General features: G+C 45.6%; 22 protein-coding genes and 2 pseudogenes. 5 read left to right on the forward strand and 19 right to left on the reverse strand.

Features of this window, described 5'->3' with window-relative positions:
- From ACTOY7_RS08885 to ACTOY7_RS08940, 12 genes and pseudogenes are all read right to left on the reverse strand, one after another.
- A pseudogene (locus ACTOY7_RS08885) lies at nucleotides 1-770 on the reverse strand (KilA-N domain-containing protein); the annotation flags it as partial.
- A gap of 28 nt (nucleotides 771-798) precedes the next feature.
- Entirely contained in the window at nucleotides 799-975 is a 177-nt protein-coding gene (locus ACTOY7_RS08890; RefSeq protein ID WP_004078008.1) for a hypothetical protein, read from the reverse strand.
- Between the two features lie 22 nt (nucleotides 976-997).
- On the reverse strand, nucleotides 998-1,468 hold the full coding sequence (locus ACTOY7_RS08895; protein ID WP_004078010.1) for a GNAT family N-acetyltransferase: 471 nt from the start codon (nucleotides 1,466-1,468) through the stop codon (nucleotides 998-1,000).
- Between the two features lie 42 nt (nucleotides 1,469-1,510).
- Nucleotides 1,511-2,296, reverse strand: coding sequence for a class I SAM-dependent methyltransferase (locus ACTOY7_RS08900; protein ID WP_482672667.1), 786 nt, complete (start codon nucleotides 2,294-2,296; stop codon nucleotides 1,511-1,513).
- Between the two features lie 66 nt (nucleotides 2,297-2,362).
- A complete protein-coding gene (locus tag ACTOY7_RS08905) occupies nucleotides 2,363-2,812 on the reverse strand; it encodes a HEAT-like fold family protein (protein ID WP_004078014.1) in 450 nt (149 codons plus the stop codon).
- A 32-nt stretch (nucleotides 2,813-2,844) separates the two neighbouring features.
- A complete protein-coding gene (locus ACTOY7_RS08910; RefSeq protein ID WP_016304101.1) occupies nucleotides 2,845-3,450 on the reverse strand; it encodes a class I SAM-dependent methyltransferase in 606 nt (201 codons plus the stop codon).
- 134 nt (nucleotides 3,451-3,584) lie between these two features.
- On the reverse strand, nucleotides 3,585-3,962 hold the full coding sequence (locus ACTOY7_RS08915; protein ID WP_004078022.1) for a TnpV protein: 378 nt from the start codon (nucleotides 3,960-3,962) through the stop codon (nucleotides 3,585-3,587).
- Nucleotides 3,963-3,972: 10 nt separating this feature from the next.
- Nucleotides 3,973-5,130, reverse strand: a complete 1,158-nt coding sequence (locus ACTOY7_RS08920) for a plasmid recombination protein (protein WP_482672668.1) — start codon at nucleotides 5,128-5,130, stop codon at nucleotides 3,973-3,975.
- Nucleotides 5,131-5,462: 332 nt separating this feature from the next.
- A complete protein-coding gene (locus tag ACTOY7_RS08925; protein ID WP_482672669.1) occupies nucleotides 5,463-6,605 on the reverse strand; it encodes an AAA family ATPase in 1,143 nt (380 codons plus the stop codon).
- Nucleotides 6,595-6,927: a plasmid mobilization protein gene (locus tag ACTOY7_RS08930; RefSeq protein ID WP_268766769.1), complete on the reverse strand. Its 333-nt coding sequence runs from the start codon at nucleotides 6,925-6,927 to the stop codon at nucleotides 6,595-6,597. The genes ACTOY7_RS08925 and ACTOY7_RS08930 overlap by 11 nt, the downstream gene beginning before the upstream one ends.
- 1 nt (nucleotide 6,928) lies before the next feature.
- Nucleotides 6,929-8,008, reverse strand: coding sequence for a site-specific integrase (locus tag ACTOY7_RS08935; protein ID WP_482672464.1), 1,080 nt, complete (start codon nucleotides 8,006-8,008; stop codon nucleotides 6,929-6,931).
- Entirely contained in the window at nucleotides 8,009-8,209 is a 201-nt protein-coding gene (locus ACTOY7_RS08940; RefSeq protein WP_120390802.1) for a helix-turn-helix transcriptional regulator, read from the reverse strand.
- A 176-nt stretch (nucleotides 8,210-8,385) separates the two neighbouring features.
- On the opposite strand from ACTOY7_RS08940, the gene ACTOY7_RS08945 reads away from it, so the two are divergent.
- On the forward strand, nucleotides 8,386-8,913 hold the full coding sequence (locus ACTOY7_RS08945; RefSeq protein ID WP_482672670.1) for a helix-turn-helix domain-containing protein: 528 nt from the start codon (nucleotides 8,386-8,388) through the stop codon (nucleotides 8,911-8,913).
- A 28-nt stretch (nucleotides 8,914-8,941) separates the two neighbouring features.
- Nucleotides 8,942-9,394, forward strand: a complete 453-nt coding sequence (locus tag ACTOY7_RS08950) for a GNAT family N-acetyltransferase (RefSeq protein WP_482670714.1) — start codon at nucleotides 8,942-8,944, stop codon at nucleotides 9,392-9,394.
- 253 nt (nucleotides 9,395-9,647) lie between these two features.
- On the opposite strand, the gene guaA is transcribed toward ACTOY7_RS08950, so the two are convergent.
- The 4 genes from guaA to ACTOY7_RS08970 form a co-directional block, all read right to left on the reverse strand.
- A complete protein-coding gene (guaA, locus tag ACTOY7_RS08955; protein ID WP_160284290.1) occupies nucleotides 9,648-10,940 on the reverse strand; it encodes a glutamine-hydrolyzing GMP synthase in 1,293 nt (430 codons plus the stop codon).
- Between the two features lie 179 nt (nucleotides 10,941-11,119).
- Nucleotides 11,120-11,470 carry a DUF2200 domain-containing protein gene (locus ACTOY7_RS08960; protein ID WP_482670715.1) on the reverse strand — a complete coding sequence of 117 codons (351 nt, stop codon included), beginning with the start codon at nucleotides 11,468-11,470 and terminating at the stop codon, nucleotides 11,120-11,122.
- A gap of 138 nt (nucleotides 11,471-11,608) precedes the next feature.
- On the reverse strand, nucleotides 11,609-12,019 hold the full coding sequence (locus ACTOY7_RS08965; protein ID WP_482670716.1) for an iron chaperone: 411 nt from the start codon (nucleotides 12,017-12,019) through the stop codon (nucleotides 11,609-11,611).
- Nucleotide 12,020: 1 nt separating this feature from the next.
- The gene (locus ACTOY7_RS08970; RefSeq protein WP_160284311.1) at nucleotides 12,021-12,311 is read right to left on the reverse strand and encodes a DUF1905 domain-containing protein; all 291 of its coding nucleotides are present in this window, start codon (nucleotides 12,309-12,311) and stop codon (nucleotides 12,021-12,023) included.
- A 315-nt stretch (nucleotides 12,312-12,626) separates the two neighbouring features.
- On the opposite strand from ACTOY7_RS08970, the pseudogene ACTOY7_RS08975 reads away from it, so the two are divergent.
- A pseudogene (locus ACTOY7_RS08975) lies at nucleotides 12,627-13,235 on the forward strand (DUF1538 domain-containing protein); the annotation flags it as partial.
- Nucleotides 13,236-13,433: 198 nt separating this feature from the next.
- Here the strand turns inward: ACTOY7_RS08975 and ACTOY7_RS08980 are convergent.
- Nucleotides 13,434-14,069: a sugar O-acetyltransferase gene (locus ACTOY7_RS08980; protein ID WP_482670717.1), complete on the reverse strand. Its 636-nt coding sequence runs from the start codon at nucleotides 14,067-14,069 to the stop codon at nucleotides 13,434-13,436.
- A gap of 247 nt (nucleotides 14,070-14,316) precedes the next feature.
- Between ACTOY7_RS08980 and ACTOY7_RS08985 the strand changes: the two genes are divergently transcribed.
- Nucleotides 14,317-15,666 (forward strand): MATE family efflux transporter, encoded by a 1,350-nt coding sequence (locus ACTOY7_RS08985; protein WP_482670718.1) that lies wholly within the window; start codon nucleotides 14,317-14,319, stop codon nucleotides 15,664-15,666.
- Between the two features lie 92 nt (nucleotides 15,667-15,758).
- On the opposite strand, the gene ACTOY7_RS08990 is transcribed toward ACTOY7_RS08985, so the two are convergent.
- Nucleotides 15,759-16,406: an L-rhamnose mutarotase gene (locus tag ACTOY7_RS08990; RefSeq protein ID WP_482670719.1), complete on the reverse strand. Its 648-nt coding sequence runs from the start codon at nucleotides 16,404-16,406 to the stop codon at nucleotides 15,759-15,761.
- A 461-nt stretch (nucleotides 16,407-16,867) separates the two neighbouring features.
- Between ACTOY7_RS08990 and ACTOY7_RS08995 the strand changes: the two genes are divergently transcribed.
- The gene (locus tag ACTOY7_RS08995; RefSeq protein WP_300824900.1) at nucleotides 16,868-17,077 is read left to right on the forward strand and encodes a BrnA antitoxin family protein; all 210 of its coding nucleotides are present in this window, start codon (nucleotides 16,868-16,870) and stop codon (nucleotides 17,075-17,077) included.
- 93 nt (nucleotides 17,078-17,170) lie between these two features.
- Here ACTOY7_RS08995 and ACTOY7_RS09000 read toward each other — a convergent pair whose 3' ends face one another.
- On the reverse strand, nucleotides 17,171-18,112 hold the full coding sequence (locus ACTOY7_RS09000) for a glycoside hydrolase family protein (RefSeq protein ID WP_482670720.1): 942 nt from the start codon (nucleotides 18,110-18,112) through the stop codon (nucleotides 17,171-17,173).
- Nucleotides 18,113-18,137 lie beyond the last annotated feature (25 nt).

Here is an 18,137-nt window from a genome sequence, read left to right on the forward strand (position 1 = left end):
CTTAATATCTTTAATCGTTCAATGTTAGATAACCCTTGTCTTATCAAATCAGCATTGGTATCTTCCAAATTGATAAGTACAACTAATTCCTCTGCCGAAGCAAAATCTCTTATATTAGGTGTTTTTCCGCTTATCCCCTTTTCGTTTCTCCATTGTGCCGCTGTCTTGCCAAACAACGCCATATTAAGATTATCTGCTTCGGATGCGTATGTATATGCCATTTCCTGCGGGGATAGTGTCGGTGTTATCAGAAATTCCTTTACTGCATCTGTATGAATACGGTAATTTATTTTTGATAGTTCCCTCTTGGCATCCCACCCAATCGCTAATCGGTTTGATTCTTCTTTCTTTAACCGCTAGTAGTCCTTGATAATATAGAGTTTAAATTCTGGTGAAATCCAAGACGCAAATTCAAAGGCTATATCTGTATGGGCATATGTACCTCCGTATCGTCCTGATTTTGATATAATACCGATTGCGTCTGTTGCTTTTATCCACTGTTGCGGCGTCAATGTAAATGCATTATCTCCCGACTCCGCTTTAAACCTATCGAATTCGATAGGTTTAAAATTGGGATTATGAATCTGTTCCCACAAACCCAAAAATGAGATTGTGGAATGATTACGCATCCAGTTCGCAACCACGATAAAAGCATTGTCTGGATTTTTATATTTGGCAATATCCGTTAAAGAAATATAAGCTTCTTCATTTACGACATCACCCATTACTCTGATTTCTGTTCCATTGGCATCTATTTTCATATTCTTCATTATCTCCAACTACTTCCTTTAACACAGATTATCCCTTATATGACAGCATATACAGCAGGCACTCTTGCAGCAATTTTTCTGGATTGTGTTCCAATTCTATTATCGCTTTTATCTCTGCTTTAGCCTTATACGGAATGTTGTTATTATTCTTAATAATCCTTTTTAAAACTTCCTTTACCGCTTTTTCATCTAAATTACCAGTCATTTACACATACCCTCCCTCCCCATCACAACCGACAAACCATGATGCATTCTTCTTCATTTTCGTCAATGACTTCAAAACCTACTTTCTGATACATACGAACTGCATAATTTACCTTCTGTACAGAAAGAGACGTCCGCTTATAGCCTTTATTCTTTAAAAATTCAAGCATATCTCTCATAAGTGCTGTACCAATGCCCATATTCCTATATTCCTCATACAGTGAAATAGCAAATGAGGGCGTTTCATCATCAATATGCCCATAATCATTCATAATACGAACCCATACTGCGCCTACAATCTTCTCTTTTATTTCCACAACGAAACACCAATCATCCGCTTTTCCAAAATCCTTAATATATACTTGCAGCTCTGGCCGTTCGATAATAGATTTTGGCGGCTTGTCCATGCCCTCTGGAATAAAAATTGCTTCGTACAGAAAATCAGATAATATTGGATATTCATTTTTTCTAATTTCTCGAATTTTATAATCCATGTTTATATAAAACCTCATATATATCAATTCAACAAACGAAATTTAATGCTTTTTAAGTTCTGCAATAGCAATATAATGCAAAATATCAAATTCATTCGGCGCAATTTGTTCAAGGAGTGTCATATGCTCTTGCTCCCACATCGAAATCTCTTTCTCGGTAAGCGAAGCACCAATTCCACGGCAAGCCTTCATTCTCCCATTCCAGCTTTCACGGGTAAATAGTATTTCCAGATTAAATTCTTCATGATATACAAGCTCAAAGTTTTCTTTATAACAATCTGGTATGTCTATCGGATGTTTCGTTTCCCCTGCGCCACTCCACTTTGGATTATATTTTAAAACAAGTTTTTCACTGGCTCCTGCAATTTCATCCTCAAATGGCAGCCATGCCATATATAATACAAGAATACTTCCCCCTTGTTTCAGCATACGATAAAACTTAGGCATAACAGTCTCATGGTCGAAATACCAAAAGCACTGGCACGCTGTAATTACATCAAAAGAGTTGTCCGAAAAACTGATATCCTCTGTTGATACAACATGATAATTTATATCCATACCCTTTGAAAGAATTTTCGCTTGTTCGATTTGGTTTTCCGAAATATCCGCAGCTGTCCACTTCGCCCCATACTGGTACATATTTCTAGGAAGAACCCCCGTCCCTGTTCCGATATCAAGGATAGATTGTCCATCTAAGCATAATTTACGACCAACAATTTTTTGATAAAACTCCTGCGGATAAATGTCACGGAATTTCGCATAATCAAAAGATGTTTTCCCCCAGTCAAAGGGTTTTCCGCTATCTATGTCTCTGTTTATTATCTTCATATCATACGTTCCTCAATCCCGACTTTTCTTCGTATGCAACTTACCGATAAACAAAAAGTTACGTTTTTACAAATTTTGTATTTCATTCAATACCTTTTGAATATCCTTATGAACCAACGATTGCATACTATCGCCATAAATAGATATATTTGCCTTATGAAGTGCAGAAAGAATATCATTCTTCAATTCTGGCTTATATTCCGCAATAATTGGCAACAATTTAATACATTGTCTTGCTGTAATAGGCTTAATATCTGTTATGTGTTTTAAATATTTATCAATGATTTCATCAATTTTGTTATCTTTATCCCATTTTGCATTATAGGCAAGTAATGTAAGACCTCTTGTGCGAATATAGGAATTTTCACTATCAAGCATATCACTCAACCTGTGCATGTAAGGATAAACACAATTTCTTTCTTCACTTTCTTTTTGTAACAACTGTAATGCCTTGTATGCAACATTATTATTTTTATCTAGCAATAACTCAAATGTTTCTGCTATATTGACTGACATAGTTTGCTCCTTTACAAATTCGGAATTTATTGCTACTTTTTAGCTTTAAGAAACACCCCTCTATCCTTTCTATAAACCTGTACGGTTTTAAATTCAGAATTATAAAAAATAACCTCTAACTCTTTTTTGCTATATATCCTCACATCTCCACTTTTTGAAAAAGGCAACCAAAATTTATTTGCGAGAAATCTAAGTACTGCTCCAAAGTTAGGGTCAGCTATATACACTGTACCATTCCTCTTTAAGACTCTTTTACATTCATTTACAAATCCTTGCGGATTATCAAAATGATGAAATGCGCAACATATCGTTATAATATCAATACTTTCATCTTTCCATTCAAGTGGATAACAAGACTTTACCTCAAAATTCATATTAGGATAACGCATTTTTGCGGCATGAATCATGTTTTCTGATACATCTATTCCATTTGCTTGTATTTTTGCTTTTTTCGATAATTCCCTCAAAAGAGTTCCATTTCCACATGCAACATCAAGAACAATATCACCTTCGCTCAAATCTATTATATTAGATAGTTCGTTAATGTGAAAACTGGTATATTGTCCTTCTCTTGATGTATCATATTCAAATGCTATTTTATTGTACGCAATTCTTGATTCTTCTGTTTTCTTATCCATGTCATTTCCCCAAATTCCGATTTCTCAGTCTAATTTTTTTAAGTATACACGAATTTATGAGATTTTTCAATTCCCCGAACTACTTTTGCTTAATTGAACGGCACTCCCACATATCGCAGGAGTGCCACTTATCACTACGAATAGATACACTCGCCCTCCACAACCTCCCTCACACAAGCCCGAATATTATTCATTTTTTGAACCCATAAAAGCTGATTTTCTGCCTTTAACCGTTCCGTCACTCCCTGCCTTTCGGCATATTCCTTTACCAGCCGAGAAAACATATCCTCTGCCTGTTCATCTACGTTTGCAAGGTATTCATTCAGCCTGCCGCTTGTCAGCAGATTGAGGTAAACGAACTGTTTATGCTCTTTAAGATACCGCAAATCCCGCTGTCCCCAAATACCAATCAGCTTTTGTTCTTCGGGAGGTAATGCAAGCTCTGGGAGGTAATAGTCGCCTTTCTTTGCATACCAAAGACTGTTTTTTTCGTCATAAATCCTGTTTTCCATAGTGTTTTTCCTACCTTTCCTCTTGATTGCTTCTAAAACGTTTCCCACGCTGCTTAGACTGCTGTACCGCTTTTGCCTGCCCTAAAAGATTGTCTATCTGCTTACTTCCAAATGCCTTACGGAGAAGCTTATAATCTTTGTTTTCCGCACGGAGGTTTTCATTCTCCCTCGCCAGTTTCTCATTGGTTTTCCTTAACCCTTCATTTTCACGGTGGAGATTGCTATTTGTGGCATTCAGCCGATAGTAGCCGTCCCACGCTTCAAAGCACCTTATAAGAGCCGTTCTAACAAGTGATTTCAGCTTTTGCACCAAAGGCTCTGCCACTTTGTTTCTATATGACTTCGCAGACATGAATCCCTGCGGCTCTGCCAACTGGTACTCTGGAGAAGTGTCAAACGCCTGTTCCAGTGTTTTTAGGTTATTCATACCTTTGTCGTAATTCGCCACCCTATTCGACAATGCTTGAAATTCCTCTTTTTTCTCCGAAATCTGCCCCTCAAGCTGGACGACCTCTTTTTCCCGCTCCTGCTTTTTATAATCAAGAACGGATAAATGTTTCTCATGTGTCCCCTTATGCTCCCATTCAATGCCATGCCGCCCCATCACAGCGGCAAGACTCTCTTTTTCGGACTGTACCCACTGGCTCCACTCCGTATCGCCACGGGAGCCGCCTTTGAATCCCTGCGCCGCTAACGCCTGTTTCAGTGATACCCTTGTATCAAGCCCACGCTTGCTGCCAGTCGTGAACGGAACGAAATCAATATGCAGATGCGGCGTTGCTTCGTCCATATGGATATGAGCAGAAAATACATAGAGATTAGGGTTTCGTTCTTGGAATCCATGATAATATTCATCTAAAATCTGCCTTGCAAGCTGTCCGTTTTCACTTCCTGCGCTCATATTTTCCTTATCGCCAATTTGCAAAATCAGTTCATGGAACGGTTTTTCCTGCTTTGAGTTCCGTATCTTCTCGTAATAATCGGCAATGCGTCGGTCTGTCCTTGTCTGTTTCTCGTTATATCTCTGCAATGCTTCATCAAATAGCTTATGATACACTTTCTTTATATTCTCATTGCAATAGTCTACATTAAAGCGTGAACGCTCTCCATCCACATTTTCAGCCTTAAATTTTCGGCTGTTATGGTTGACCGAGCCTTTCCCCACCATTGCACTAATCGTCCGTCTTATAAAATCACGCCCTTTCTTTTCGGCTGGTAGGCTTTGTTACTTTCCCGAAAGTAACGCAAAAGCACTTTTGTCGGCTGTGCCAACAAAAATGCAACCCGCAGGCGGGTTTTGCGCTCTCCGAGGGGTGAGCGTGTGCCAGTGGCACACAAGCTGCGAACCGACCGAGTCGGCAGACGAGACAGAGCCGCCTTTGAAAAGGCACTCTCTGCACTCTCCGCCAAACTTCAAACAGTGTCAATGTGTGACGATGGTGACAATGTTTTAGACAACGCCCCTGCGCTCATAAACATTGTCACCTTTGACACCGTTTGTCACGCTTCCCCATTAATCTCTTTCCAAAGGGAAACCTTTCTGCCATTGTGGGTACGGCTGTTCTGATAGCGGATACCGTAATCACGGAACAGCTTGCTTGCGTTGATGCTAAGCCTAAGGGAAAGCACATTCGGTTTTATATCCACGCCGAGCCTTTCACAAAGCTCCGAAGCTGTCCCCTCCCAACTATCACTCTCCGAAAAAAGAGTAGCTGCTATTTTTTCAAGTAAAGGCTCTGGCGGCTCTTTCCACAGCTCTGTTTCCGACTTTTCAAAGTTCCACACCAAACGCTCGGCATCTCTCACAAGATGGACTTTCATATCCTGCTGGTCTCTGCCTGCCACATCAAGCGTGGCGTTATTGGAAATTCGCTTTTCCTTGCTGAGAACAAATGCTCCGTCTGCTGCACCCATCAGTCCATTTGTTCCCGAAATCATATCAAAAATATCTTCCGCTTTCTGCTTTCGGGTGTGATGGACAATGAGCATCGTAACTTTGTAACTGTCTGCCAATGCTTTGAGCCTTGCCACAATGTCATAGTCGCTTGCGTAACTGTAATCTGCACCGCCAGCTTCACGGACACGCTTTAAGGTGTCTATGATTATTAAACCAGTTTCGGGATGTTCCTGCATAAACCCTCTGATTTGTTCTTCCAAACCGCCATTGACCGTTTTACACTCTGTTGCAAAATATAGGTTGCCTGTTTCTTCTGCACCGAACATCTGGAACAGCCGTTTCTGCAGACGTGGGTAATCATCTTCAAGCGCAAAATATAAAACCGTCGCTTTCCGCACCTTGTATTCCCACAACGGCATTCCAATGCTGATATGGTAGGCAATCTGAGCCATCATAAAACTTTTCCCCACCTTTGGAGAGCCTACGAAAAGGTAGGTTCCCCTTTGGAGCAGACCATCAATCAGCGGCGGCTGTATATCAAATACCGTATCATAAAGTGCCGCCATAGATACGGTTTTCAGATAGGACGGGTCTAGCTGTCGCAGCATTTCCCTCTGCATTTCCTCAAAACTATTGATATTTTCGTCATAGTTGGATATACTATGGTCAGTACATTTTTGAATTGGCTGCTCCGTATCTGCGCTAACAGATACATTTGGGGTAGCCATTTCTTTTTTATTCGCCATCTTCACACTCTCCTTTCAGACCGCCGAGGATAACGGCAATCAGTTCGATTGTGTCAAGCAGTTCTTCATTTACGCCGCCCGCTTCAATCCTCTGCAATTCTGCAAGGACGGCGGAAAGCTCATTGCGGAGAGCCTTATACACCCTCGGATTTCCCTGCACCACCACGTCCTGGCATAAGAGTCGCCTTGTGATATAGTCCTGCTTGGTAAGCCCCGAAAGCCGCACCGCTTTGTCAATCCGCTCACTTTCTTCGGGAGATACCCGAAAAGCGACGGTCTTGTTCCTCCAACGGTTACAGTTGTCTAAATTCTTTGCCGACATATCAAAAATCCCCCTTTCCTAAATCGTCAAGCCTGTCTGCCATTTCTGCCTGCTTTGACGGAAACAGGTGTGCATAACGGTAAGTGATTTCAATGCTCTCATGCCCCACACGGTCGGCAATCGCCACCGCCGAGAACCCCATGTCAATCAATAAACTGATGTGGCTGTGGCGCAAATCGTGAATCCGTATGCGTTTTACGCCAGCGGCTTTTGCGCCTCTGTCCATCTCGTGATGGAGATAGCTTTTTGTTACCGTAAAGATACGGTCTTTCTTTTTTAAGCCATACAGCATACCGATATACTCCTGCATTTCCTCACAGAGAAACTTTGGCATCTTAATTGTGCGGTTGCTCTTTTTCGTTTTCGGAGAGGTAATCACATCTTCCCCACGTAGACGTTGGTAGGATTTGTTAATCGTGACTGTTTCCCTATCAAAATTGAAATCAGCGGCGGTCAAGGCTAATAATTCTCCCTCTCGGATTCCGCACCAGTAAAGCATTTCAAAGGCGTAAAAAGAAACTGGCTTGTCCATCATTTCATCCGCAAACCTCTTATATTCCTCTTTCGTCCAGAACAGCATTTCTTTGTGTTCCTCGCTCCCCATATTGCCCGCCTTTGCCGCAGGATTGGATCGGAGGTCATAATACCGTACCGCATGGTTGAATATCGCTGAAAGCTGATTGTGAACTGTTTTCAGATACGTCTGCGAATAGGGATTACGTTTTTCATCACGGTAGGCAAGCAGCTCATTCTGCCATGCAATGATTTCCTTTGTGCCAATCCCGCTAATTTTCATCTTTCCAAAATATGGGAGAATCTTCGTCCGAATGATATGCTCCTTTGTCAGCCAAGTGTTCTCTTTCAGTCGGTTCTTGACATCATTCGCATAAAGCTCCGTAAAGGCTTCAAAGTCCATGTCAAGGTCAGCAGAATTTTGCAACTGGAATTTCCGTTCCCACTCCTGCGCCTCCCGTTTTGTGGCAAATCCACGCTTACACTTCTGTTTCCGTTCTCCTTTCCAGTTCACATACCGAGCCATCACATACCATGTGCCGTTGCCCTCGTTCTTAAATACTGGCATTTATTCCATCTCCCTTCCCTGTTTTTCTCCTGCCCCGTAAAACCTTTCTTGGAAATACTGGCGGTTGACTCTCCCTGCAATCGTGATAAATCCCTGCTCCTTCAGCTCGTCATTCAACTTTTTAATGAGCTTGTAGGCGTAAGGCTTCGATATGGAAAGCTCTTGCGCCACCTCGTCCACACGGATAAATTTATTGTCCATACAACCTCTCCTTTCTCTTTCTAAGCGTTTTTGCTTAATTCATAATACTAAACATTTTTGCTACTGTCAATAGGTTTGCAAGAAAATATTAAACTTTTTTGTTTCGCTTATTCTTGACTTTTTCTAAGCATATATGCTATACTCCTTATAAACATACGAACAAGGAGTGAAACATTATGGCGATTGGCGAAAGAATACATTTTTTCCGCATCATGCGGGGCATGACACAGAAATACCTTGGTATGCTTGTCGGTTTTCCCGAACGGAGCGCAGACGTGCGTCTGGCACAGTATGAAACTGGCTCACGCAAGCCAAAGGCAGACTTGACGGCTGCACTGGCGCAGGCTCTTGACGTTGCGCCGCAGGCTCTGGACATACCCGACATTGACAGCTACATCGGTCTTATGCACACCTTATTTGCCCTTGAGGACATTTACGGTCTTACCGTCAGCGAATCAGACGGTGAAATCTGCTTAAAAGTCAACAAAGACAAAAATAAGGATGCCGCCGAGTTACTGCAAATGCTTACCGCTTGGCAGGAACAGGCTGCAAAACTCTCTGCCGAGGAAATCAGCAAAGAAGATTACGACCAGTGGCGGTACAATTACCCAAAGTTTGACACCATGCAGCATTGGGCGAAAGCCCCCTCTAAGGAATTGAGCGATGCCTTAGTTGAAGCGTTCAAAGATAAGCTGCCAGACTAACCAAGCCAGATTGGAAGGTGTAAAAAACGTGATTATCAGAGAATACCGCCCCTCGGACTGTAAATATTTAGCGGAGCTGTTTTATCAGACCGTCCATTCCATAAATGCCAAAGACTATACAGACGAACAGTTAAATGTCTGGGCAACTGGCAATGTAAACATAAATGAATGGAATCAATCATTATCCGAGCATTTTACGCTTGTCGCCATAAAAGGCGGCATCATAGCAGGGTTTGGCGATATTGACAGGACAGGCTATCTCGACAGGCTGTATGTCCACAAGGACTATCAAAGCCAAGGGATTGCCACCGCTATCTGCGATAAACTGGAACACGCTTTTGGAATAAGCAAAATAACCACACATGCTTCCATCACTGCAAAGCCGTTTTTTCTTCACAGGGGATATAATACAATTAAGGAACAGCAGGTAATCAGGTCAAATATCCCCTTGACGAATTACATTATGGAAAAAACACTTTAATTATCACCCCCATTCATCAATTAAAAAGCACGACAAAAAACGCCCTTAGCCATGAGTTCCTACCCACAGCTAAGGGCGTTTCTAATATGGATTTATGCCAGCCGTCCAAACCTCTTGCAAATCATTCTCCCACCACCAAACCATTCGGCAACAAGAATAATCGCACTCAAACGACTGTTATCAATTTGTTATCAAAAGACCTTTCCAAAGTCCGCAAACCCGCATAAACGCTGGATTTACTAAGCATTTTTGTTTATTCGAACTCTATCGTTGAAGGCGGCTTGGGAGACATATCATAGCATACCCGATTCACATTCTCCACCTCTGCCAGAATCCTGTCCGTGATCTTCTGCAGCACATCCCAGTCGATCCGTTCGATGGTTGCGCTCATTGCGTCCACCGTATTGATGGCGCGGATGATCACCATGTACTCAAAGCATCTGGCGTTATTTTTGACGCCCACTGACTTAAAATCCGGAACTACGGTAAAATACTGCCATACCTTTTTGTCCAGTCCCGCATTTGCAAATTCTTCCCGGAGGATAGCGTCGGATTCCCGCACTGCCGCCAGCCGGTCTCTGGTGATTGCGCCCAGACAGCGAACTCCGAGGCCAGGGCCGGGGAACGGCTGACGGTAAACCATGGAAGCAGGAAGCCCCAGCTCCATCCCGCAGGCACGTACTTCGTCCTTGAAGAGCTGCTTTAAGGGCTCCACAAGCTCAAACTGCAGATCTTCCGGAAGGCCGCCTACGTTGTGGTGGGATTTTACCATCTTCGCGGTCTTGGTCCCGCTTTCGATGATGTCCGGGTAAATGGTCCCCTGTCCCAGGAAATCAATTCCCTCCAGCTTTCTGGCTTCTTCCTCGAATACGCGGATGAACTCGCTGCCGATGATCTTGCGCTTTTGTTCCGGGTCGGAAACGCCCTCCAGCTTTCCTAAAAACCGCTCGGTACCGTCTACATAGATCAGGTTGGCATGAAGCTGATTTCGGAACACCTCAATCACGCTTTCGGACTCATCCTTCCGCATCAGGCCGTGATTGACATGAACACATGTAAGCTGATCGCCGATGGCACGGATCAGCATAGCAGCAACAACCGAGGAATCCACGCCGCCGGAAAGCGCCAGCAGGACTTTTCTATCGCCCACCTGCCTGCGGATCTGTTCCACCTGGTCCTCGATAAAATTCTTCATGTTCCAATTTGCCTGAGCCCGGCATGTTTCAAAGACAAATTCCCGCATAGCCTCATCCGCCGGCATTGCGTCCCATTTTTTATCGCATTTCGCCGTGGGGTGGTCAATGGACATCATAGGGCAACCGCACTCATAAAGCTCGGGGCTGATCTCAACGGGTGAGCCGTCCACAATCCGGTTTACCCCGCCGTTTAATATGATCCCTTTCACATTTTCCAGCTTTTGGAGTTCTTCCAGGGAAATGTCATGGGGGTGGATCTCCGTGTACACACCCATGTCGCGGATTTTACGGGCAACCTCCGTATTCTCCGTACTGCCCAGGTCCAAAATGACAATCATATCCTGCTTCATACATTCTCTCCTTCTTCTGTATCTTGTTTTCTGCAACATAACCTAACCCGGATTAACCAGATAAACCCTGACGGAATCCGCCCGGTCTGCAAGGGCGCAGATCATGAGGCGCCCTTGGGTATCAATAAGTGTACTACATTTCATATTGTATTTCAAGCCGGACAAAAAGGCTCTTCCATTTATTTTCTCAGTATCTTATCCATGGTTTTTCCTTTTGCCAGCTCATCAATCAGCTTGTCCAGATACCGGATCTCACGCATCAGCGGATCCTCGATATTTTCCACCCTGACCCCGCAGACCGCGCCCTTGATCAAATGTCTGTTTTCGTTAGGCTTCGGAGCGTTCCGGAAAAAATCTCCGTAGGAAATGTTTTGTCCCTGCATGCTTTCCAACTCCGCCTGGCTATATCCGGTCAGCCACCGGATGACCTCATCCGCCTCTTCCTTTGTTCTCCCTTTTTTCATCGCCTTATTGAGAAGGAGCTGGTATATTTTTGTAAAATTCATTCCGTATACTTTACTATTTTCCATTCTATTTTTCCTCACATCAATCACAGCCGGATCACTGGTTTATTCCTGTTCCTTATGCGTCCGGCCGCAAATCACCGGCGGGCCTGCGCGCCCGGCACCATCCGCCGGATTCTTTTCTAGAGAATCCTTACCGCGATTTTAATCTGTTCCTTCCCCTTCATAGCACCATCTGGCGATCTCACCGATCAGTTCCAGCGGATGGGGCTTGTCATATGGAAGCTGGATCGTACCCTTGCTGGTCTTGTAGTCTTTCAGCTGTCCGCCGAATCTCTCCACTGCCTCCGGGCCCGGGTAGAGGCCGACGTGCTTTTTGGCCGCGGCAAACTGGATGATGTTATATTTTTTCCAGAAGGTCGGCATACTCCATGAGATGCGTTCCTCCGCCTCGGGCAGCGCCTTTCGGATCGTCTCCCGGATCTCCCGCAGATACGGCTGTGCATACTCTGCCTGTTCGGAGATATACTCGTCAATCGTTTCCGGAGCCTTTCCGCAGTAATGGCTCTGGTTCGTATTTTTAAAACCGCGCCCGCATTTTGGGCATGTCCACATATCAATCTCCCCTTTCTTGTATCGTCACATGCACGCTGTCGCCCGGCTCCTTTGCGATCCGGGCACGGATATCCTTCCGCAGGCCGATGATATAGCAAATGCTGCCGTCCTCGTGCCTGACCCCCATATTTACAATGCTGCCGTCGTATGGCTCTCCGTCAAAGGAGGCATGCACCTTGACCCTCCCCCTGCCGAACTCTTCCCGGATATCATAAGGAAATATCACGTAAGCGCCGCCCTTTTTATCCGCGCTGTAAATCTGAGAATCATATTCGTAAATTTTGCCATTCATCCGATACACCTCGCTTTTCAAAGATTTCGAATTATTCCACCTGTATGAACGGATTTGAGACTGTTTGGAGCATCCAGCTATACAGATATCATTTCATCCGCTGCCTGTTATCATGTATCATAATATTTCTCATCATGCCTGTCAATCATTGGGTGGAAATGGTTGTAAAATATACATAGAACATTTATAATACTAAAAAAAGCCAGATGGCGAGTTATTTTTTCTCGAATAAAATCAGCCGTGGAAAAGCCGTTTTGCCGGCCGGATATTCTGCGGCAAGGCACAAGAATCACAACTTATAGAAAGGACTGTTTCATGAATTATTACCAGACCAGATTTTCTGACAAATTAAAGGAAGCCTTAAAAGCGGTCGCGCCGATCATCGGGATCGTGCTGCTCTTGAGCTTTACCATTGCGCCCATTCCGCCCAGCATCCTGCTCCTGTTTTTATTCGGGGCAGTGCTGCTCATCGTCGGTATGATGTTTTTTACACTGGGAGCGGAATTGTCCATGACCCCCATGGGGGAAAAGGTGGGTACAAAAATGGCAAAGACGATGCACCTGGGAACGATCCTGTTCCTGTGCTTTCTGCTGGGATTTGTCATCACTATCTCCGAGCCGGACCTGCAGGTGCTGGCGGAGCAGGTTCCGTCCATCCCCAACTATACATTGATACTGGCCGTTGCCTGCGGAGTCGGTTTTTTTCTGGTTGTGGCAATGCTCCGAATGCTGTTTTCAAAATCATTATCCACGCTTTTGATCTTTTTTTATATCCTTGTAGCGGTTCTGACATTGTTTGTTCCAAAGGATTTTGTCGCAGTCGCGTTTGACTCCGGCGGAGTGACCACCGGGCCCATGACGGTTCCCTTTATCATGGCGCTTGGTATCGGTTTTGCTGCCGTACGAAGCGATAAGCATGCGGAGGCCGCCTGGTTATCGTAATTATAGGCTATATTTTTCCTGTAAACAGCACGGTAAAAAGAGTCTCATTCAGATCTGGATCGCGGTCCACCTTGTTCATAAACAGGCGCGGCTTTTCTTAAGCCGTGTTCTAAACTGGTGCTATTTTTACAATTATATCCGGACTCGCACTCAGATTTAAGACTTTTTCCTATGCCGCTCCTATTCCGAAGCCTTGCAAATCTTCTCCCACACCTCATCGTCAAATCTACGGTCCTTATAGTAAAACCGCCTGTCCGCCTCCGTGATCCCGCGGATCACCCTGCAGGGATTTCCCGCGGCGCACACGTTGTCGGGAATGTCCTTCGTCACCACGCTGCCCGCTCCGATCACTGTGTTATTTCCGATCCTGACGCCCGGAAGGATCACACAGCTTCCCCCGATCCACACATTGTCACCAAGAGTCACAGCGATGCCGTATTCGTATCCGGAATTTCTGCTTTCCGGATGGATCGGATGCCCTGCCGTATAGATGGAAACATTTGGGCCAAACATCACATTTTTTCCGATCGTGATCTTTGCCACATCCAGCATGACGCATCCGGTGTTGGCATAAAAGTTCTCTCCCACCTCAATATGGCTGCCGTATTCGCAATGGAAGGGTGGCTCGAAATATACATTTTTACCGTGTTTCATTCCGGTTCGGTTCAGACACTCCATCCCCTTTTCTGTTTCAAAGGGCATCACCGTATTGTATTCACGGATGGCCTTCTTCGTAACCAATTGCTCCGCCAACACGCTTTCATCGGAAAAATATGCCATCTCATGATCTCTGCGGTATCTGTTATCCATTTTCATATTGATCAATTCCTTTCTATCTTATAGTATCATGCGCCGGGATACTTTTTACAAAGCCATACGCTCTCCGCTTGACATGGGAATATCAATCCGGACTGTTCCGAAAAGGCACAGTACAACACCGAAAGCTTTCCCAGTCCGGGGGAATACAGGAAAAATCATGGAATCTCTTGATTTTCTCCCGCTGATATCCTATACTTATTGAATTGCAATTACCATTAAATTTTTGAAGCGGAGGGTTCCCGTCATGTCAGATTCTTCTTTTACACTTATGACTGATGGTTCTATCGGGAAACGTATTGTTGCATTTGCGTTTCCCCTTTTTTGGGGAAATCTTTTTCAGCAGCTTTATAATACGGCTGATTCTCTGATCGTCGGCAATTTTATCGGAAATGCCGCTCTGGCCGCTGTGAGTTCCTCCGGCAGCCTGATTTTTCTGATGGTCGGCTTTTTCAACGGGATCGCCATCGGAGCCGGTGTTGTCATTGCCAAACATTTCGGCGCGCGGAATGCGGAACAGCTCCGGCTGTCCATCCATACTACCGCGGCCTTCGGTATGATCTGCGGTCTGATCCTGACCTTCATCGGTCTCTTTGCCGCGCCGCAGATCCTGGTGCTCATGGGAACTCCGGCCGAGGTTCTGCCCAGCTCCATTACATATTTCCGAATCTATTTTTCCGGATCACTGGCATTCGTGATGTATAACTTTTTCGTCGGGATCCTTCAGTCCGTAGGGGACAGCCGTCACCCGCTGATCTATCTTGTGATCTCCTCCGTCATCAATATCCTTCTGGACCTGATCCTGATCGGCGGATTTCATTTTGGGGTAGGGGCGGCCGCGCTGGCTACCGTGATCTCTCAGTTTGTCAGCGCATTCCTGTGTCTGCGCCAGCTGATGAAAAGCCCGGAGGATATCCGTCTGGAACTGAGAGACATGAAATTAAATAAAGAAATTTTAAAGCAGATCCTGGAAAATGGAATCCCGGCCGGCTTCCAGAATTCCATTATCTCCGTTGCAAATGTATTTGTACAGGCCAATATCAACCAGTTCGGACAGATGGCCGTTGCCGGATGCGGCGCCTACTCCAAGATCCAGGGGTTCGTGTTCCTGCCGATCACCTGCTTTTCACTGGCCCTCACCACCTTCATCAGCCAGAACCTGGGCGCGAAGAAATATGACCGCGCCAGGCGGGGCGCCGCATTCGGCATTTTCTGTACAGTCGCGGTCGCGGAGCTGATCGGGCTGTTGATCTATGTCTGTATCCCCTGGCTGATCACCGCCTTCAACAGCACCCCGGAAGTCATCGCCATCGGAACAGCGCAGGCGCGCACGGAGACATTTTTCTTCTTCCTTCTCGCATTCTCCCACTGCATGGCGGGAATCCTGCGGGGAGCCGGTAAATCTGCTGTACCTATGATCATTATGCTGGTCTTCTGGTGTGTGGTTCGGATCAGCTATATTACGATTGCGGTCCGGATCATTCCGGAAATGAAAATGATTTTCTGGGCTTATCCTCTCACATGGGCTCTCAGCTCTTTGACATTTCTGGTCTATTACTTTAAATCAGACTGGATACATGGTCTGGAACGGGCCTGAAAGCTCCGGTACAGGTGCCTCAGGGGAATTCTGGAATGCGTTTTCCCCTCGAGGAGCTAATCCTCCACATGCTTGCATCGGGTCGGTTCATTCTACCCATGCCACGCCAGCCGTACGCTCGCCGCATGGTGTTCTCCCGTCAGCCAGTCCACATCATTGGTGATCCAGTCCATGATCTCCAGCTGGCGGGTTTCCCATTCTACGGTAAATGCCTTATCTGCTTCGGTGGGCTCCTTCTCCATGGTCGTATCGATCTCATCATATCCGAAGATGTAGCCGCCCGCGCACCAGATGCTGAAATTGCTGTCCGGTCCCTGGGTAATGGCATCCCCCCGTTTCGCGATCAGCCCGTCGTGCCGTTTCTTGTACTCCTCCTCGCATCCCGGCTTTAACCGGGTCATGAACATCCTGTGGCGGATCAGCTCCTTGCTCTCCCTCACGATGCCGAAATCCTGGTACATCAGCCGCATGGGCTCTCCCGGCGCGGAGATCCAGTCAAAGGTCTCTTCCATCCTTTCGGTCCATTCCCTGACGGCTGGCTCCTCTTCTGCGGGAAGCACCCTGTTCCCGGCAGTTTCGTAATACCCGAAGATCAGATCCTTGGCATTCCAGATACTGAAATTCTTCACTTGATTCCAGTCCAGAAACGCGGTCAGCTCCGGCCAGATCCCGCCCAGCCTTCTGCGGTATTCGTCCATCTGTCCCTTTTTTACTTTCATCGCAAATGTGTGTCGTTCCATGGTTTTCGTCCTTTCTGCATTTCGGCGAGTGTTTGTTACATGTCACGCCTTGACCAGGTGTGCCCTGTAACTCAGGCCGCCATTTAAAATTGCCTTCGGCAATGGGCGGCCTGAATAGCAGCTTTTATGTGCATCCTTCCGACCAATCAGCGTGGTGATTGGTCGGGGTGTGACATGTAACGAGTGTTTTCATGCTCAACGGTTTTCTTTCATGATAATACATTTTGGCCGATTCGTCCACCTCCCAGAATAAAAACAGGATTGACATATAATTATAATTTAATTATGGAGCATATACAATTTGAATGGGATACTAAGAAAAACGAAATTAATAAGAAGACGAATCTGCTTGTGGTATGTCATTGTTATCGGGAATCTGATTCTATTATACGTATTATATCTGCAAGAAAAGCAACTACTACAGAAACGAGATATTATCGCGAAGCATAGGAGGCGCGGTCATGAAGGAAGAATATGATTTCAGCAAGGCTCGTAAGAATCCATATACGAATAAGCTCAAGAAACAGATCACCATAAATATTGATGCGGATACGATAGATTATTTCAAATCACAGTCTAAGTTTTCTGGTATTCCATACCAGACACTTATCAATCTCTATCTTTCCGATTGCGCGGAAAAGAAGAGACAGCTGCAGATAAATTGGAACTGATCCATCCGGCGAAACGCGTCACTGGCGCGTTTCGCCGGATACTTTATAATTTTAGAGCTCTGTTTTTCCTTGAAGGGAAAAGAGCGCCGTATTTCACATCCCCTCCAGATCCATCTCCACATGATTTCTGTCGCAGACCAGTTCCCCACCCTTGCAGATCAGCTCCGCAGCCTGCAAGGAGGAGCGCCGATGCCGGTATTCCCATACAAAGTCCGGATCATTTCTTTCTTCCTCTGTGACCTCCGGGTGTGTAAAATAAAAGATATATGCGCGTCCTTTATGCACCAGTACGTCCGCATGCGCTCCGATCCCGCTGTCATCCCGGCGCAGTCCCGGTTCCCGCAGGATATTGGAGCATCTCTTCCAATGTACCGCGTCTTCACTGACATACACCCCAAGCCCATGCCAGGGATCTGTGAGCATCCAGTATCTTTCCCGGAAGAAAAATACATTGGGCCCCTCGTGGGGACAATCCGTAATCTCCGCGCCGCCGGGGGTCCAATGATACAGATCCGTGCTGAGCGCGCTGTAAGTAAATCCCTGATCTGCCTCATTTTTGTACCACATCTTCCAGCGTCCGTCAGGCAGCCGGATGATACAGGCATCAATCACCCGGTCCGAGGCCAGCTTCGGTTCTCCGGCAAATGTCCAGTTCCACAGATCCTTACTCGTATAATGGAGTATTTTTCTTGGATATTCCCAGCTGAACGGAATCCCGCGCACATAGGATACATACATGTGAAATGTTCCTTTGCGCTCGATTACCTCCGGCGCCCACCAGGTATTTCTCCCCGGCTCAAAATCCAGCCCCTGGGCGTTTCCCCGGTAGATCCAGTTTTTTCCTCCGTCATCGGAGCTGGCGATCCCGATGTCGGAACCGTGCATATAGCTCACCCCGACTCCCGGAGAAAACGCGCGGCGATTGGTATAAAAGATCCACCACGCCTGTTCCATGGGATTCCACAGGATCGTAGGATCAGCGGCCCCGTCGTAGATCGGATCCCGGAATAATGGGGCATTTGGTATGATATTCATATAAAATCTCCTTTGTTTCTGATAT

It is taken from the genome of Schaedlerella sp., assembly GCF_056796775.1.

Bases quoted from the DNA above. Each gene is read 5' to 3' on its own strand.
- ACTOY7_RS08890 (WP_004078008.1), bottom strand. From the start codon at position 975: ATGACTGGTAATTTAGATGAAAAAGCGGTAAAGGAAGTTTTAAAAAGG.
- ACTOY7_RS08895 (WP_004078010.1), bottom strand. From the start codon at position 1,468: ATGGATTATAAAATTCGAGAAATTAGAAAAAATGAATATCCAATATTA.
- ACTOY7_RS08900 (WP_482672667.1), bottom strand. From the start codon at position 2,296: ATGAAGATAATAAACAGAGACATAGATAGCGGAAAACCCTTTGACTGG.
- ACTOY7_RS08905 (WP_004078014.1), bottom strand. From the start codon at position 2,812: ATGTCAGTCAATATAGCAGAAACATTTGAGTTATTGCTAGATAAAAAT.
- ACTOY7_RS08910 (WP_016304101.1), bottom strand. From the start codon at position 3,450: ATGGATAAGAAAACAGAAGAATCAAGAATTGCGTACAATAAAATAGCA.
- ACTOY7_RS08915 (WP_004078022.1), bottom strand. From the start codon at position 3,962: ATGGAAAACAGGATTTATGACGAAAAAAACAGTCTTTGGTATGCAAAG.
- ACTOY7_RS08920 (WP_482672668.1), bottom strand. From the start codon at position 5,130: ATGGTGGGGAAAGGCTCGGTCAACCATAACAGCCGAAAATTTAAGGCT.
- ACTOY7_RS08925 (WP_482672669.1), bottom strand. From the start codon at position 6,605: ATGGCGAATAAAAAAGAAATGGCTACCCCAAATGTATCTGTTAGCGCA.
- ACTOY7_RS08930 (WP_268766769.1), bottom strand. From the start codon at position 6,927: ATGTCGGCAAAGAATTTAGACAACTGTAACCGTTGGAGGAACAAGACC.
- ACTOY7_RS08935 (WP_482672464.1), bottom strand. From the start codon at position 8,008: ATGCCAGTATTTAAGAACGAGGGCAACGGCACATGGTATGTGATGGCT.
- ACTOY7_RS08940 (WP_120390802.1), bottom strand. From the start codon at position 8,209: ATGGACAATAAATTTATCCGTGTGGACGAGGTGGCGCAAGAGCTTTCC.
- ACTOY7_RS08945 (WP_482672670.1), top strand. From the start codon at position 8,386: ATGGCGATTGGCGAAAGAATACATTTTTTCCGCATCATGCGGGGCATG.
- guaA (WP_160284290.1), bottom strand. From the start codon at position 10,940: ATGAAGCAGGATATGATTGTCATTTTGGACCTGGGCAGTACGGAGAAT.
- ACTOY7_RS08960 (WP_482670715.1), bottom strand. From the start codon at position 11,470: ATGGAAAATAGTAAAGTATACGGAATGAATTTTACAAAAATATACCAG.
- ACTOY7_RS08965 (WP_482670716.1), bottom strand. From the start codon at position 12,019: ATGTGGACATGCCCAAAATGCGGGCGCGGTTTTAAAAATACGAACCAG.
- ACTOY7_RS08970 (WP_160284311.1), bottom strand. From the start codon at position 12,311: ATGAATGGCAAAATTTACGAATATGATTCTCAGATTTACAGCGCGGAT.
- ACTOY7_RS08980 (WP_482670717.1), bottom strand. From the start codon at position 14,069: ATGAAAATGGATAACAGATACCGCAGAGATCATGAGATGGCATATTTT.
- ACTOY7_RS08985 (WP_482670718.1), top strand. From the start codon at position 14,317: ATGTCAGATTCTTCTTTTACACTTATGACTGATGGTTCTATCGGGAAA.
- ACTOY7_RS08990 (WP_482670719.1), bottom strand. From the start codon at position 16,406: ATGGAACGACACACATTTGCGATGAAAGTAAAAAAGGGACAGATGGAC.
- ACTOY7_RS08995 (WP_300824900.1), top strand. From the start codon at position 16,868: ATGAAGGAAGAATATGATTTCAGCAAGGCTCGTAAGAATCCATATACG.
- ACTOY7_RS09000 (WP_482670720.1), bottom strand. From the start codon at position 18,112: ATGAATATCATACCAAATGCCCCATTATTCCGGGATCCGATCTACGAC.